A 15,376-nucleotide genomic window follows, 5' to 3' on the forward strand; every position below is an offset into this window, starting at 1 on the left:
TGGTAGGGGATGCCCTCGGGGGAGAAGTAGCCGTTCGCCGGGTTGGTGATCTTCCCGTACAGCTCCAGGAACCGGGCGTCATACGCCTTCGACGCCGCCAGCTGGGTCACGGTGACCGAGGCCTTCGCGTGGCCGTTGGCCGTCGACTCGAACACGGCCGAACCGGTACCCGAGTTCGCGGCGGTGACGGTCACCTTCTGCGCCGTGTTCCAGCTCTGCGGCGTGAAGGTGAGCGACGCGCCGCCGGTCACCGACAGGCCCGAGTTGCCGCTCGCACGGGCGGTGGTCACCGTCACGTTGGCCGACGGCTGCTTGGACAGCTTCACCTCGTAGGTGCCCGACTTGCCGGACTGGACGCCCAGTTGGAGGGGTGAGGCCACGACGGTCGGGCCGGAGGAGACGGTGATGCCGACCGGGGTGGAGTCCGCGGAGGCGCCCATGCTGTCGTACGCCTTCGCCACCAGGGAGTGACTGCCCACGGCCAGGTCGGAGACGGACAGCGCGTAGGGCGCACTCGTGTCCGTGCCCAGCAGCTTGGTGTCGTCGTAGAACTCCACCTTGCTGATCGTGGCGTTGTCGGCGGCGGCCGCGGTGGCCGCCAGCGGTACCGCCTGGCCCTGGGTGTAGACGGCGCCCGCGCTCGGGCTGGTCAGCACGGCGATCGGCGGCTGGTGCGCGCCGGTGCAGGGCGTGCCGTTGACGGAGAACGACGTCGGCGCGGTGTTGGAGCCGCTGTAGGAGAACTGGGCACCGGTGGAGACGGCGGCGCCCGCTGCGACCCGCGCGTTGTGGGAGGCGTTCTTGACGGTGATGTTCTGCCCGGACTGGGACCAGGTGCCGTTCCAGCCGTTGCCCAGCTTCTGGTTGCCGGAGTAGGCGTAGGTCAGCGTCCAGCCGTCGATGACGTCCGTGCCGCGGTTGGTGAGGGTGAGGTCGGCCGTGAAGCCGGAGCCCCAGTCGTTCGTCTTGTAGTCGACACTGCACTGAAGTGCCGCCGCCTGCGCGGGAGTCGACCCTGAGGAGAGCATTGCCAACGGAAGGGTGAGAGCTGCGAGCGCGGCGGTCCACAGCCGCCGTACGGCTCTCCGCCTCCGGGGTGGGGGATGCATGGTGCTGGTTCCTCCTTGCGGCTCGGAGAAGTCAAGGCTTGAACCAGTGGGAGCGCTCCCATAGTGCGGATGCGTCAGGTATCGGTCAAGGTTCTCGAAGAGTCGAAAAGATTCGACGCGCCGCGTTGAGTAAAAGTCAGCAACTCCCCTGTTCTTTACCGTCGCTTGGCGCTACCTTCCTTGGCACCAGTGGGAGCGGTTCCATCAGTCGACGCGTCCGTCACGGCACGCCCGACCTGCAAGGAGTCGCTCATGCGACACCCCCCGCGTTCAGTACTTTGAGCCGCCGGCGCGAGAGCGCCGCGTGCGGCGGACAGGTGACGCCCTCCGCCGCAGCGTACGGCGCACCCAGGCCCCGGCATGCCCGCACGGGCTCACCGCGCACTCACCGCACCCCTGAACCCCCCACGGAACCGCGCACATCGCAAGGAACCCAACGGAAGAGGGACCCCCACTCATGAGCCGTACGAGAACCGCGTTACTGGCCGCCATGGCTCTGGTCGCCGGCGCGACCGGCACCGCCTTCGCCGTCGACCCGGGCCGTACCGGCGTCGCCGCCGTCCCCTGTACTGTCGACTACAAGATCCAGAACCAGTGGAGCACCGGCTTCACCGCCGCCGTGACCATCACCAACAACAGCGCCGCCAAGTCGTCGTGGTCGCTGAAGTGGTCGTACGCCGGGAACCAGAAGGTCACCAGCGGCTGGAACGCCAAGCTGAGTCAGAGCGGTGCCGCCGTCACCGCCGCCAACGAGACGTACAACGGCCAGCTGGCCACCGGCGCTTCGGTGAGCTTCGGCTTCCAGGGCAGCTACAGCGGCAGCAACGCGATTCCGGCGACCTTCACCCTCGACGGTGTGACCTGCAACGTCGACGGCGGCGGTCCCGGCGGCCCCACCGACCCGCCGGACCCGGGCGGACCCTCCAACCGGGTGAACAACCCCTACGAGGGCGCGAAGGTGTACGTGAACCCGGAGTGGTCCGCGAACGCGGCCGCCGAACCGGGCGGCAGCCGGATCGCCAACCAGCCGACCGGTGTCTGGCTGGACCGCATCGCCGCGATCAACGGCGCCGGCGGGAAGATGGGTCTGCGCGACCACCTCGACGAGGCGCTGCGCCAGAAGGGATCCGGCGAGCTCGTCGTCCAGTTCGTCATCTACAACCTGCCCGGCCGGGACTGCTCCGCCCTCGCCTCCAACGGCGAGCTGAAGGCAGACGAGATCGGCCGCTACAAGACCGAGTACATCGATCCCATCAAGGCCATCCTCGCCGATCCCAAGTACGCCTCGCTGCGGATCGTCACCACGGTCGAGATCGACTCGCTGCCCAACCTCGTCACCAACACCGGCAGCCGCCCGACGGCCGTCCCGCAGTGCGACGTGATGAAGGCCAACGGCAACTACATCAAGGGCGTCGGCTACGCGCTGAACAAGCTCGGCGACGTGCCCAACGTCTACAACTACGTGGACGCCGGGCACCACGGCTGGATCGGCTGGGACGACAACTTCGGCCCCACCGCCACCATCATGAAGGAGGCGGCGACCGCCGAGGGCGCCACGGTGAACGACGTCCACGGCTTCATCACCAACACGGCGAACTACAGCGCCCTGAAGGAGAACAACTTCACCATCAACGACACCGTGGCCGGCAAGTCCGTCCGCGAGTCGAAGTGGGTCGACTGGAACCGTTACGTCGACGAGCTGTCCTACGCCCAGGCCTTCCGCAGCCAACTGGTCTCGGCGGGCTTCAACTCGAACATCGGCATGCTGATCGACACCTCCCGCAACGGCTGGGGCGGCGCCGCACGGCCCACCGGACCGGGCGCGACGACCAGCGTCGACACCTACGTCGACGGCGGGCGGTACGACCGTCGCTTCAACACCGGCAACTGGTGCAACCAGGCCGGAGCCGGCCTCGGTGAGCGCCCGAAGGCCGCCCCGGCCGCCGGGATCGACGCCTACGTGTGGATGAAGCCGCCGGGCGAGTCCGACGGGGCGAGCAAGCAGATCTCGAACGACGAGGGCAAGGGCTTCGACCGCATGTGCGACCCGACCTACACGGGCAACCCGCGCAACAACAACAACATGTCCGGTGCGCTGCCGGACGCGCCGCTGTCCGGGCACTGGTTCTCCGCACAGTTCCGGCAGCTGATGCAGAACGCGTACCCGCCGCTGTCCTGACCGATTCGCGGTGAACCGCTGATCCGCCGGGGCCCGCGCCCCGGCGGATTTGCGGGACCGGCAACAGCAGTGGCCTCCGTCCGGTGCGTCGGTGCACGCTGAACCGCACCCGAGCGAGAGGCTGACCACCATGGGGCACCACCACCACGACCACGAGCGGGGCCACGGCCCTCACCACGGCCACACGGACCTCGACTGGGCCGAGATGGGCCCGATGCTGGAGTCCTCGGCGGAACTGTTCGCGTCCCTGTACGAACGTGCCCTGGGCTGGCTGGCCAAGGAGGTGACCGAGCCGGGGCTGATCGTCGACGCCGGCAGCGGGCCGGGCGTCGTGTCGTGCCTGTTCGCGGAGGTGTTCCCGGGCGCCCGGATCCTGGCGGTGGACGGCTCCGAAGCGCTGCTGGAGCGGGCCCGGGCCCGAGCCGGGCGGCAGGGTGTCGCCGACCGTTTCGGCACGCTCGCCGGTGATCTGCCCGAGGTGCTCGGCGAGCTGGACTACCCCGCCGATCTGCTCTGGGCGAGCCGCAGCCTGCACCACCTGGGCGACCAGCGGGCCGCGTTGGCCGCCTTCGCGCAGCGGCTCGCGCCGGGCGGCACGCTGGCCCTGATGGAGGGGGGCCTGCCCCTGCGCTTCCTGCCGCGTGACTTCGGCATCGGCCGGCCCGGTCTGCAGGCGCGGATCGACGCGGTGGAGGCGGAGTGGTTCAGCCGGATGCGCACCGACCTGCCCGGGCACGTGGCCGAGACGGAGCACTGGCCGGCCCTGCTGGCCGCCGCGGGACTCAAGCACACCAGGACGCACAGCTTCCTGCTCGATCTCCCGGCCCCCGCCTCGGACCGGGCGCGTGCGTACGTGGTGGCGTCTCTGTCGCACATGCGCGACAAGCTCGCCGAGGGGCTCGACGCCGAGGATCTCGCGACCGTCGACCGGCTGCTCGACCCCGACGACGAGGCGAGCCTGCACCGCCGCCCGGACGTCTTCGTCCTGGAGGCCCACACGGTGCACACGGCGGTCCGGCCCGCATAACGGCCGCCGGCCCGACACCCTCGAGACAGCCGGGCCCGACACCCTCGAGACAGCCGGAGGGAACGCCTCCCGGGAACGACAGCGCCCCGGCCCGGACCCTGCGCGGGGGCTCCGGACCGGGGCGCCGGCGGGGAACGGGCACTGCGCGGGAGCTCCGACCCGGGGCGCTGCCAGGGTCCGGCCGGCGAGGGGCCCGGCCCCGGGTGCCGCCGGTGCGGCTCAGGCGCCGTTGAACTCCGCCGGGTCCGGGCCGATGCGCCGGTCCTCGTTCAGGGCGCTGATCGCCGCCAGGTCCTCGTCGTCGAGGCTGAAGTCGAACACCTCGATGTTCTCCTTGATCCGCGACGGCGTCACGGACTTCGGGATCACCACGTTGCCCAGCTGGATGTGCCAGCGCAGCACGACCTGCGCAGGGGTGCGGTCGTGCTTCCGGGCGATGGCCACGATCGCCGGGACCTCGAGCAGGCCCTTGCCCTGGCCGAGCGGGGACCACGCCTCCGTGGCGATGCCCTGCTGCGCGTGGTACTCACGGGAGGCGGCCTGCTGCAGGTGCGGGTGCAGCTCGATCTGGTTCACCGCCGGGACGACCGACGTCTCGCCGATGAGCTTCTCCAGGTGCTCGGGAAGGAAGTTGGAGACACCGATGGCCCGGATCCGGCCGTCGGCGTGCAGCTTCTCGAACGCCTTGAAGGTGTCGACGTACAGACCCCGCTCCGGCGTCGGCCAGTGGATCAGGTACAGGTCGACGAAGTCCAGGCCGAGCTTCTCCAGCGAGGTGTCGAAGGCGCGCAGCGTGGAGTCGTATCCCTGGTCGGAGTTCCAGAGCTTCGTGGTGACGAAGAGCTCCTCGCGGGGCACACCGGAGGCGGCGATGGCCTTGCCGGTGCCCTTCTCGTTGCCGTAGATCGCCGCGGTGTCGATGCTGCGGTACCCGGCCTCCAGTGCCGTCCCGACGGCCGTCTCGGCCTCGTCGTCCGGCACCTGCCAGACGCCGAAGCCCAGCTGGGGCATCTCGACGCCGTTGTTCAGGATGATCGGGGGGACCTTGCTCACGAGCTCTCGATCCTTCGGTTAAGTGGGCAATGTGCTCCCATCGTCAACGATCACGGGCGGTGATGCATTCCTGACGGGAGAATTCCGAAGCCACACCTGCCCCGCTGCGCGGAGGTCACGCCCGGTAGAGCGCCTCGACCTCCTTCTCGTAGGCGTTCTCGATGGCCTTCCGCTTCAGCTTCAGGGACGGGGTCAGCAGCCCGTGCTCCTCCGTGAACGGCTGGGCCAGTATGCGGAAGGTGCGGATCGACTCGGCCTGCGAGACGAGCGTGTTGGCGGCGACCACCGCCCGGCGCACCTCCGTCTCCAGATCCGCGTCGCGCACCAGCTCCGCCGGGGACATCTGCGGCTTGGACCGCATGGCCAGCCAGTGCTCCACGGCCTCCTGGTCGAGGGTGATCAGGGCGGCGATGTACGGGCGGTCGTTGCCGACGACGATGCACTGGTTGACCAGCGGATGGTCCCGGACGCGTTCCTCCAGCACGCCGGGGGAAACGCTCTTCCCGCCGGACGTGACCAGGATCTCCTTCTTGCGGCCGGTGATGGTGAGGAAGCCGTCCTCGTCCAGCGCGCCCAGGTCGCCGGTGGCGAGCCAGCCGTCGTGCAGGGTCGCGTCGGTGGCCTTCTGGTTGTTGAGATACCCCTGGAACACGTTCTCGCCGTGCAGCCAGATCTCGCCGTCGTCCGCGATGTGCACGGTCATGCCCGGGATGGGCTGCCCGACCGTGCCGAACCGGGTGCGTCCGGGCGGGTTGGCGGTCGCGGCCGCCGTGGACTCGGTGAGGCCGTAGCCCTCGTAGATGTGCACGCCCGCCCCGGCGAAGAACAGCCCGAGGCGGCGGTCCATCGCCGAGCCGCCGGACATGGCGTGCTTGATGCGGCCGCCCATCGCGGCGCGGATCTTGGTGTAGACGAGCTTGTCGAACAGCTGGTGCTGCATGCGCAGGCCCGCCGACGGGCCGGGGCCGGTGCCCCAGGCCTTGGCCTCCATCGCGTCCGCGTACCGGATCGCGATGTCGACGGCCTTCTCGAAGGGGCCGGAGCGGCCCTCCTTCTCGGCCTTGCGGCGGGCCGCGTTGAACACCTTCTCGAAGATGTACGGCACAGCCAGGAAGAACGTCGGCTTGAACGCGGCCAGATCCGGCAGCAGCGCCGCCGCGTTCAGCTGCGGCTGATGGCCGAACTTCACCTTGCCGCGGATCCCGGCGACCTGGACCATCCGCCCGAAGACGTGTGCCAGCGGCAGGAACAGCAGGGTGGCCGCCTCGTCGCCGCGCCGGGAGTGGAACACCGGCTCCCAGCGCTCGATGACGGTGTCCGCCTCGTACATGAAGTTGCCGTGTGTGATGACACAGCCCTTGGGGCGGCCGGTGGTGCCCGAGGTGTAGATGATCGTGGCCACCGAGTCGGGTGTGACGGCCTGCCGGTGGCGGTGCACCACCTCGTCGTCGAGGTGCGCGCCCGCGTCGTACAGCTCGTGCACGGCACCGGAGTCCAGCTGCCACAGCCGGCGAAGCCGGGGGAGCCGGTCGATGACGGTGGCGATCGTCATCGCGTGGTCCTCGTGCTCCACGACCGCGGCCGTCACCTCGGCGTCGTAGAGCATCCAGAAGCACTGCTCGGCCGAGGACGTCGGATAGACCGGCACGACCTGGGCGCCGATCGTCCACAGCGCGTAGTCGAAGAGGGTCCACTCGTAGCGGGTGCGGGACATGATCGCGACCCGGTCGCCGAACCGGATGCCGCTCGCCAGCAGGCCCTTGGCCAGGGCGAGCACCTCGTCGCGGAACTCGGCGCTGGTGACGTCCTGCCATTCACCGGAGTCGTCCTTGCGGCCCAGCGCGATGTGCTGCGGGTCCTCCTGGGCATGCTCGAAGACCACGTCGGCCAGCCCGCCCACCGGAGGTGCCAACGCCAACGGAGGGTTGGTGAACTCGCGCAAACCCCGCTCCCCGTTCCTCAGCGCTCTTGTCGAGTGACGCCCCGCACAGCGCCGTGAAAGCTACCCCACCCGGCCGGGGGGCGGGAGGGGGTACGGAAGCGCACACCGTTCCGGTCCGCGCTGGTCAGTGAGGGAAAAAGCACTCACATGGGGAAGGGTCGGACACAAACCTGACGGTTGAGTAAGTTTCGGTGCCGTAATCTCCACCGAATCTGTACGAGCCCGGCCGTGGCGCGACGCACCGTGGAACGGGGCCTCTTCTGTCAGCGGGACGGTGGCGGATTTTGTCACTCCGCTTCTGCCGGAGGTGACTGATCGGCCAGGTCACAGCCCCTTGCGCGCGCTGCGCTGCAGCCGGTCACCGCCCGCCAGGATCGCCGCTGCCAGGGCGTTAGCCGCGCCCTGGGCGGAGGAGCGGCGCCGACCGTGGACCAGGACGAAGTCGACCTGCCCCAGTTCCGGCAGCCCCGCCCGGTCGGGGACCCGGACCAGGCCCGGCGGGATCAGGCCGCGGGAGTGGGCCATCACGCCGAGCCCGGCCCGGGCCGCCGCCACGAGACCGTTGAGGCTGCCGCTGGTGCACACCACGCGCCAGTCGCGGCCCTGCCGTTCCAGGGCCTCCAGGGCGAGTGCACGGGTGATGCCGGGTGGCGGGTAGACGATGAGCGGCACCGGGCGGTCCGGGTCGAGCCGGAGGCGTTCCGCGCCGATCCACACCAGCCGGTCGTGCCGGACCGGCTCGCCCCGCGGGTCCTCGGGCCGCCGCTTGGCCAGGACCAGATCCAGCTTCCCGGCCGCCAGCTGCTCGTGCAGCGTGCCCGACAGCTCGACCGTCAGCTCCAGGTCGACCTCCGGGTGCTCGTGCCGGAAGCCCTCCAGGATCTCGGGCAGCCGGGTCAGCACGAAGTCCTCCGAGGCGCCGAAGCGCAGCCGGCCGCGCAGCCGGGTGCCCGTGAAGAACGCCGCCGCCTGCTCGTGCACCTCCAGGATCCGGCGCGCGAAGCCGAGCATCGCCTCGCCGTCCTCCGTCAGCTCCACGGAGTGCGTGTCCCGGAGGAACAGCGTCCGCCCCGCGGCGTCCTCCAGGCGCCGCACGTGCTGGCTGACCGTCGACTGCCGCACCCCGAGCCGCCGCGCGGCCTGCGTGAAACTCAGCGTCTGCGCCACCGACAGGAACGTACGCAGATGGGACGGGTCGTACATGCCCTCAGGTTATCGCAGAACGCAATGACAGTCAGAGCGGTATACGGGATTCCCGATCGGCCGCCGGGGAAGCAGGATGAAAGGGGGCCGCTACGGCCCCGGACCGACCGAAGTACCAAAGCAAGTGGAGCACCGTGAAACGCCTGCGCTGGCCGCATTGGATGCCGATCGACCCCTACATCCTGCTCCTCCTCGGGACGGTGGGTCTCGCCGCACTGTTCCCGGCACGCGGACCGGCCGCCGACGTCGCCTCGGGTGCCTCCACGGCGGCGGTCGCCCTGCTGTTCTTCCTGTACGGCGCCCGGCTGTCCACGCGTGAGGCGCTCGACGGACTGCGGCACTGGCGGCTGCACGTGACGGTCCTGGCCTGTACCTTCCTGGTCTTCCCGCTGCTCGGACTCGCCGCCCGCGGGCTGGTTCCGGTGATCCTCACGCACCCGCTCTACCAGGGCCTGCTCTTCCTCACCCTGGTGCCGTCGACCGTCCAGTCGTCGATCGCCTTCACCTCGATGGCCCGCGGCAACGTGCCCGCCGCGATCTGCGCGGGCTCCTTCTCCTCCCTCGTCGGCATCATCGCCACCCCGCTGCTCGCGGCCGCGTTGCTCGGCGGCAGCGGTGGCGGCTTCTCCGCCGAATCGCTGCTGAAGATCGTGCTGCAACTGCTGGTGCCGTTCCTCGCCGGGCAGTTGCTGCGCCGCTGGATCGGCGGCTTCGTCACGCGGCACAGGCGGGTCCTCGGACTGGTCGACCGCGGTTCGATCCTGCTCGTGGTCTACACCGCGTTCAGCGCGGGCATGGTCCAGGGCATATGGCACCAGGTCAGCCCGGTGCGTCTCGGCGCCCTGGCCGTCGTCGAGGCCGTGATCCTCGCCGTGATGCTGCTGCTCACCTGGTACGGCGGCAAGGCGCTGCGCTTCGACCGGGCGGACCGCATCGCGATCCAGTTCGCCGGCTCGAAGAAGTCCCTGGCGGCCGGACTGCCCATGGCGAGCGTCCTGTTCGGCGCGCAGGCGGCGCTCGCCGTGCTGCCGCTGATGCTCTTCCACCAGATGCAGCTCATCGTCTGCGCGGTGATCGCCAAGCGGCGTGCGCGGGAGGCGGCGGCGGAGGTCACCGCACCGCAGCCAGTCGCAACGACACGAACCGTGGTCGGTACAGGGACACGTTCCGGCTGAGCCGGTCTGCGGCGCCCGTCGTCTCCAGCCAGTTCACGTCGTAGCTCAGGACGAGCCGTCCGCCGCCGCTCAGCACCGGATGCGCCTGCGGGTTGTAGGCGGCCACCTGCCCCTGCGGCAGCGGCGGGCCGAACTCCTTCGCCGGACCGTGCCACGGCCCGGCCGGGGAGCAGGCCCAGTAGGACGCCACGGTGGTCAAACCCTTCGGCCCGGCGGCCATCGTGAACAGCACGTACGTACCGTCTCGCCGAACGACCGAGAACGCGCTGCCGACGCCCTTGCGCCGCCCGTCCCCGAGCACCGGACGGGGGCGGGCGCGGGGCACCCACGCCGAGCCGCTCCAGTACTGCCAGGCCGCCGGATCCGCGAGCGCGCCCTCCGGCACCCGGGCCGCGTACGCGTGCGAGGCGGGCCGGGAAGCGGCCCGGCCGTCGTCGCCGCCGAACACATAGGTCCAGCCGTCCTCCTCGACCAGCGTCGTGCCGAACAGCACCCGCCGGGACGGGTCGGGGACCGACTGCTGGCCGAGCACCTCGACGATCGACTCCAGGCGCAGTCCGGGCAGTGACAGCGTGGCGACCTCGGTCGCGGTGGGCACCCCGTAGACCCAGGGGGACTGCCCCGCCGTGCGCACCCACAGCAGCACCCGGACGACCCGCTCCGAGGAGCCGGGGGAGCGGGGTTCGACGCGGGCGGCGACCGGCCAGCGCCACTGGTTCGGTGCCGGGTCGGCGAACAGTGGGGCGGGCAGGGTGGTCTCGAGGCGGCCGTCGCGCATCAGCACGGCCGAGTTGCGCACCAGCGGTGTGGCGGCGTCCCGCCAGGCGTAGGGCTCACCGTGCGGATTGGGCGGGCCGTACACCCGGCCCAGATACGTGTCCGAGAACAGCCACAGTACCCGGCCGTCCGGCAGTCGTACCGAGTGGGTGCCGTCGCCGCCGGTCCAGTCGTCGGTGCGGCTCGCGTCGTCGCCGTAGCGGGCGAACTCGGCGTCGAGGGCGTCGTCCGTGTCCCAGGAGCCGACGGTGAGCGCCTGACAGCCGTCGTCGTCGGAACCGTCGTCGCCGGGCAGCGCGACGATCAGCGCCGCGCCGAGAACCAGGGCCAGCAGCAGGCCGATCCCGGTTCCCGTGCGCTGGCGTGCTCGTAATGCTCCTGAGTCGTCGGGCACGCCCCGTGACGTTAGTTGCTGCCGCTCACCCGGTCCATGGGCAGCCACAGCACCGTGCCCCGGAAGGCCGCGCCCGAGGCGCCGGAGGCCAGTTCCTCGTCGCTCAGGGCCCGGTTCCACACCCGGACGTCGTCGATCGCCCCGGTGAGGAACGCCCGGCTGTCCATGCGCTGCCCGATGTGCACGCCGAAGGGCGAGTTGCGGCTGACCGAGCCGGGCACGTCGGCGGTGCCGAGCGGCGTGCCGTCGAGGAACAGCGTCAGCTGGCCGCCGCCCCGGCGCAGCGCCAGATGGTGCCAGCGGCCGTCGTTGTGGGCGCCGTCGGTCCACACCGAGGCCGACCTGACGGTCGTCGCGCCCGACCGGGTGGTGATCAGCCCCCGGATCCGGTTGCTCGCCGGTTCGCCCCGCAGCCAGATCTGCGGCTGGGTGCTGCCGATACCGCCCATCCACAGGAAGGGCTGCTCGCCGGCCGTGGCCGTGTAGCGGAAGTGCAGCGAGGCCGTGAAGTCCCCCTCCCCGAGCGGGAGCCGGGACCGGTAGGGCAGCCGTACGGCGTCGTCGGTGCCGTCGAACGACAGCGCACCGCCCCGGACGCCGTCCGTTCGCGCGGCACCGCCGAGCACGGCCGCGGGCCTGGCGCCCGCCGCCGCGTCACGCGTGGTCGGGTCGGCTCCCCGGCGTGGCTTCAGCCAGTCCTCGGTGAAGCGGGCGAAGCGGATCTCGTCGCGCGCGTCGACCGCGCCGCCCTCGTACAGCAGACCCACCGTCGAGCCGCCCAGGGCCGCCATGTCGGAGTAGCCGGACCAGTCCGTGGTGACGACCGTGCCCCGGTCCACGCTCTCCCAGGTGCGCCCGCCGTCGTAGGAGGAGCGGACCATCATCGTGCGGCGGCGGTCGGGGTCGGCCGGGGCGGACAGCAGCATCCGGTCGCCGAGGCGCAGGGTCGCGCCCTGGACCTGCGGGGTGTAGAGGTCCGGGAGGTCGCGGAAGGGCGTGGCGAAGCTGCCGCCGCCGTCGAGGCTGAGGGTCTGTGCGCGGTGGCCCAGGTCGGTGCCGTCCTGCTCCCGGCCGCTGACGAGCAGGGCGCCGTCGGCGCGTTCGGTGAGCGTCACCTCGGACGGCTTCTGCCGGAACGTGCCGTCCACCGCTATGGGCCAGGTGTCCGTGGCGCCGACCCGCCAGGAGTCGCCGCCGTCGTCGCTGACGACGAGGGCTGCGTGATTGGCGGAGACCCGGCTGCCGTTCCACGTCTCGGTGTTGACGCCGAACACCAGCCGCCCGGCGTGCCTGCCGCGGGTCAGCTGGATGCCGTGCACGGGCCCGGTCGCGTACCAGGAGTTCCAGTGCCCGGGCAGGATCTCGTCGCTCAGATCGCGGGGCTTCGACCAGGTGCGGCCGTCGTCGTCGCTGTACTGCAGGTGCGGGGTGCGGTCGCAGGGGACGGTGCAGTTGGCGGCGTCCGTACGGCCGGTGTTGTACGTCTCGGCCAGCAGGATCCGGCCCGTCCTGCGGTCCACGACGGGCGCCGGGTTGCCGTGCGTGTCACCCGCGCCCTCGGTGACGACCTGGAGCGGCCCCCAGGTGCGGCCGCCGTCGGTGGAGCGCTTGAGCACGATGTCGATGTCGGCCGCGTCACCGCAGTTGAGCACACGGCCCTCGGCGAAGGCGAGCAGGGTGCCGCCGGCGGTGCGGACCATCGCCGGGATCCGGAAGCAGGCGTAGCCCGGGTCCTGGGACGCCTTGAAGAGCACCTGCTGGTCGAACTCCGGTGACGCCGTGGAGGGTCGGCTGTGCGCCACAGCCGTGGACGCGAGCAGCGCCCCGGCGGCGACAGCGGCTGTCAGGGTGGATCTCAGGCGTGTGCGAAGACTTGACGGCATGGTGCGACCTGCCCTTCATGCGTCTGTCGGCTGGACCACCGAATCATGGGATCGGACATCCGGTCATCCGGACATTCCACGTCCCATGTGCGGGCCACAGACGCTACTTGGCTCACGAACCCCCCACAAGGACCGTGCCTCAAGGGATCAGGACGACCTTGCCCAGGTTGGACCGCCCCTCGATCTCCGCGTGCGCCTTGGCCGCGTCCTCCAGGGCGAACTCCCCGTGGACACGGGGCCTGAGCTCTCCGGCCGCGAACAGCCGCCACAGTTCCTCGCGCCACTGCTCGTACAGCTCCGGCTTGCCCCGGGCGATGCGGGCCATCTGGAACCCGATGACCGACTTGGCGCCCACGAGCAGGTCGTAGGCCTGGATGGCGCCGCCGCCCGAGCTGTACACCACCAGCCGCCCCTCGGGGACGAGCGCGTGGAGGGCACGGGTGAGCAGCTCGCCGCCGACCGCGTCCAGGACGTAGTCGACGGGGGTTCCCCAGCTGGCGTCGCCGTACGAGATGACATGGTCGGCGCCGAGACCGCGCACGAAGTCGGCCTTGGCCGCGTCGGAGACGGCTCCCACCACGCGTCCGGCACCGCGCGTCCTGGCCAGTTGCACGGCCAGCTGGCCCACACCGCTCGCGGCCGCGGTGACCAGGACCGCCTCGCCCGGCTCGGGGCGGGCCGCCGCCAGGGCGCCGAGGGCGACCAGGCCGCTGCGGACCAGGGCGACCGCGTCGACGGCGCTCGCGTTGCCGGGGACGGGGGAGGCCATGGTTGCGTGCAGCACGGCGAAGTCCGCGTAGCCGTGGCCGAAGCAGAGCCCGGTCACCCGGTCGCCGGTACCGAAGCTCGTGACGCCCTCGCCGACGGCCACGACCTCACCGGCGATCTCGCCGCCGAGCGGGACCGGTTCGGCCGCCTCGGTGACCTTGCGTACGACCGGGAGCGTGACGCCGATCGCCTCCGTGCGCACGAGCAGCTCTCCGGGGCCGGGCACCGGGAGCGGCGCCTCCTCCACGAAGAGGGGGCCGCCTGGGGATTCGTAGCGGACGCGGCGCATCGCACCTCCGGGTCGTCGGTGATCCCCACGAGGTCGTTGGGGTGCCCAACGGTATAGGAGGATCATAGGGAGAACCAACGATTTCTTGGTTAGGCTGCGGCCATGTCGGAAGCCCCCCTCCCCGCGATCCGTTCCCTTCCCAGCTGGCTGCTCGGCCGTGCCGCCGCCCGTGGCCGGGCCCTGGTGGCCGAGGCGCTGGCGGATGAGGACATGCGGATGTGGCACCACGTCGTGCTGTCCGCCGTCCGCGACCTCGCCCCCGTCGCCCAGGCCGACCTCGGCCGCGGGGTCCGGCTGGACCCCAAGGACCTCGTCGGCGTCCTCGACGACCTCCAGTCGGCGGGTCTGGTGGTACGCGAGCCGGACCCGCGCGACCGCCGCAAGAACGCGGTGTCCCTCACCCCGCGCGGAGCCCGGCTGCTCAGGCGCTGCGAGAAGGCGGCCCGCGCCGCCAACGACGAGCTGCTCGCACCGCTGTCGGCGGCCGAGCGGGAGCAGTTCACGGCGATGCTGATCCGGATATCCGGTACGGCCGACTGACGATCCCGCCGGGCCGCCTGCCTGCGTGAGGGCAGGTGAAGGCGGTGTCGGCACGGGGTGTCAGGGCAGGCCCGGGCGGGTCTCGTGCGGGTCTGCGTGAGGGCAGGCCGAGACGGGGCCCCTGCGGCGCAGGGGGCGCTCCCCGCCGGTCGGGGCCCCGCCGCCGTGCAGCGGAGGAACCGGTTCAGCCCTGGGCGGCCGCGGCCCGCAGGGCGATGCGGTCCTCACCCGCGTACACGTTCATGGAGCTGCCCCGCAGGAAGCCCACCAGCGTCAGGCCCGCCTCGGCGGCCAGGTCCACCGCCAGCGAGGACGGCGCCGACACGGCCGCCAGCACGGGTATGCCGGCCATCACGGCCTTCTGCGCCAGCTCGAAGGAGGCCCGGCCCGACACGAGCAGGACCGCCCGCGACAGCGGCAGCTCCCCGTTCTGCAGGGCGCGGCCGACCAGCTTGTCGACCGCGTTGTGCCGGCCCACGTCCTCCCGGACGTCCAGCAGTTCGCCGTCCTCCGAGAACAGGGCAGCCGCGTGCAGGCCCCCGGTCCGGTCGAAGACCCGCTGGGCCGCGCGCAGCCGGTCGGGGAGGCTCGCGAGCAGCTCGGGGGAGATCCGGACCGGGGGAGTGTCGGCGACGGGCCACCGGGTCGTGGTGCGCACCGCGTCCAGCGACGCCTTGCCGCACAGCCCGCAGGAGGACGTGGTGTAGACGTTGCGCTCCAGGGTGATGTCCGGGATCACCACGCCGGGGGCGGTCTTCACGTCGACGACGTTGTACGTGTTCGACCCGTCGGCCGTCGCCCCGGCGCAGTAGACGATGTTCTGCAGGTCCTGCCGCCCCGCCAGCACTCCCTCGCTCACCAGGAACCCCGCCGCCAGCGCGAAGTCGTCGCCGGGGGTGCGCATGGTGATCGCCAGGGGCTTGCCGTTGAGCCGGATCTCCATCGGCTCCTCGGCGACCAGCGTGTCCGGGCGGTCGGAGACCACCCCGTCCCGGATGCGGATCACCTTGCGTCGTTCCGTGACTCGTCCCATGTCC

At 71.3% G+C, this 15,376-nt stretch carries 12 protein-coding genes; 4 read left to right on the forward strand and 8 right to left on the reverse strand.

From position 1 onward, the window contains the following. The coding region (locus tag AB0B29_RS11700) for a cellulose binding domain-containing protein (protein WP_362237291.1) at positions 1–1,109 on the reverse strand (1,109 nt) is incomplete at its 3' end. Between the two features lie 457 nt (positions 1,110–1,566). Between AB0B29_RS11700 and AB0B29_RS11705 the strand changes: the two genes are divergently transcribed. Then, positions 1,567–3,288, forward strand: a complete 1,722-nt coding sequence (locus AB0B29_RS11705; protein WP_362237294.1) for a glycoside hydrolase family 6 protein — start codon at positions 1,567–1,569, stop codon at positions 3,286–3,288. Between the two features lie 130 nt (positions 3,289–3,418). Beyond that, on the forward strand, positions 3,419–4,315 hold the full coding sequence (locus AB0B29_RS11710; RefSeq protein ID WP_362238646.1) for a class I SAM-dependent methyltransferase: 897 nt from the start codon (positions 3,419–3,421) through the stop codon (positions 4,313–4,315). Positions 4,316–4,534: 219 nt separating this feature from the next. Here AB0B29_RS11710 and AB0B29_RS11715 read toward each other — a convergent pair whose 3' ends face one another. The 3 genes from AB0B29_RS11715 to AB0B29_RS11725 form a co-directional block, all read right to left on the reverse strand. Beyond that, entirely contained in the window at positions 4,535–5,326 is a 792-nt protein-coding gene (locus tag AB0B29_RS11715) for an aldo/keto reductase (protein ID WP_362238649.1), read from the reverse strand. Positions 5,327–5,483: 157 nt separating this feature from the next. Beyond that, a complete protein-coding gene (locus AB0B29_RS11720) occupies positions 5,484–7,310 on the reverse strand; it encodes an AMP-dependent synthetase/ligase (protein ID WP_362237297.1) in 1,827 nt (608 codons plus the stop codon). Positions 7,311–7,634: 324 nt separating this feature from the next. Next, positions 7,635–8,513 (reverse strand): LysR substrate-binding domain-containing protein, encoded by an 879-nt coding sequence (locus AB0B29_RS11725; protein ID WP_362237300.1) that lies wholly within the window; start codon positions 8,511–8,513, stop codon positions 7,635–7,637. Positions 8,514–8,674: 161 nt separating this feature from the next. On the opposite strand from AB0B29_RS11725, the gene AB0B29_RS11730 reads away from it, so the two are divergent. Continuing rightward, complete coding sequence (locus AB0B29_RS11730) at positions 8,675–9,688, forward strand: bile acid:sodium symporter family protein (protein ID WP_362238652.1); 1,014 nt, start codon at positions 8,675–8,677, stop codon at positions 9,686–9,688. Here the strand turns inward: AB0B29_RS11730 and AB0B29_RS11735 are convergent. The 3 genes from AB0B29_RS11735 to AB0B29_RS11745 form a co-directional block, all read right to left on the reverse strand. Beyond that, complete coding sequence (locus AB0B29_RS11735; RefSeq protein WP_362237303.1) at positions 9,624–10,859, reverse strand: DUF4185 domain-containing protein; 1,236 nt, start codon at positions 10,857–10,859, stop codon at positions 9,624–9,626. The genes AB0B29_RS11730 and AB0B29_RS11735 overlap by 65 nt on opposite strands. A gap of 11 nt (positions 10,860–10,870) precedes the next feature. Next, on the reverse strand, positions 10,871–12,742 hold the full coding sequence (locus tag AB0B29_RS11740; RefSeq protein ID WP_362237305.1) for a sialidase family protein: 1,872 nt from the start codon (positions 12,740–12,742) through the stop codon (positions 10,871–10,873). 139 nt (positions 12,743–12,881) lie between these two features. After that, positions 12,882–13,799 carry a quinone oxidoreductase family protein gene (locus tag AB0B29_RS11745; RefSeq protein WP_362237308.1) on the reverse strand — a complete coding sequence of 306 codons (918 nt, stop codon included), beginning with the start codon at positions 13,797–13,799 and terminating at the stop codon, positions 12,882–12,884. 102 nt (positions 13,800–13,901) lie between these two features. On the opposite strand from AB0B29_RS11745, the gene AB0B29_RS11750 reads away from it, so the two are divergent. Beyond that, positions 13,902–14,339, forward strand: coding sequence for a MarR family winged helix-turn-helix transcriptional regulator (locus AB0B29_RS11750; RefSeq protein WP_362237310.1), 438 nt, complete (start codon positions 13,902–13,904; stop codon positions 14,337–14,339). 184 nt (positions 14,340–14,523) lie between these two features. Here AB0B29_RS11750 and fdhD read toward each other — a convergent pair whose 3' ends face one another. After that, a complete protein-coding gene (fdhD, locus tag AB0B29_RS11755) occupies positions 14,524–15,372 on the reverse strand; it encodes a formate dehydrogenase accessory sulfurtransferase FdhD (protein ID WP_362237312.1) in 849 nt (282 codons plus the stop codon). Between the last annotated feature and the right edge of the window lie 4 nt (positions 15,373–15,376).

The sequence above is a fragment of the Streptomyces tibetensis genome (assembly GCF_040647715.1).
GTDB classification, from domain to species: Bacteria; Actinomycetota; Actinomycetes; order Streptomycetales; family Streptomycetaceae; genus Streptomyces; species Streptomyces tibetensis_A.

What these genes read in the sequence shown, in the direction of transcription:
- AB0B29_RS11705 (WP_362237294.1), top strand. Translation starts at nt 1,567, where the DNA reads ATGAGCCGTACGAGAACCGCGTTACTGGCCGCCATGGCTCTGGTCGCC.
- AB0B29_RS11710 (WP_362238646.1), top strand. Translation starts at nt 3,419, where the DNA reads ATGGGGCACCACCACCACGACCACGAGCGGGGCCACGGCCCTCACCAC.
- AB0B29_RS11715 (WP_362238649.1), bottom strand. Translation starts at nt 5,326, where the DNA reads ATGCCCCAGCTGGGCTTCGGCGTCTGGCAGGTGCCGGACGACGAGGCC.
- AB0B29_RS11725 (WP_362237300.1), bottom strand. Translation starts at nt 8,513, where the DNA reads ATGTACGACCCGTCCCATCTGCGTACGTTCCTGTCGGTGGCGCAGACG.
- AB0B29_RS11730 (WP_362238652.1), top strand. Translation starts at nt 8,675, where the DNA reads ATGCCGATCGACCCCTACATCCTGCTCCTCCTCGGGACGGTGGGTCTC.
- AB0B29_RS11740 (WP_362237305.1), bottom strand. Translation starts at nt 12,742, where the DNA reads ATGCCGTCAAGTCTTCGCACACGCCTGAGATCCACCCTGACAGCCGCT.
- AB0B29_RS11745 (WP_362237308.1), bottom strand. Translation starts at nt 13,799, where the DNA reads ATGCGCCGCGTCCGCTACGAATCCCCAGGCGGCCCCCTCTTCGTGGAG.
- AB0B29_RS11750 (WP_362237310.1), top strand. Translation starts at nt 13,902, where the DNA reads ATGTCGGAAGCCCCCCTCCCCGCGATCCGTTCCCTTCCCAGCTGGCTG.
- fdhD (WP_362237312.1), bottom strand. Translation starts at nt 15,372, where the DNA reads ATGGGACGAGTCACGGAACGACGCAAGGTGATCCGCATCCGGGACGGG.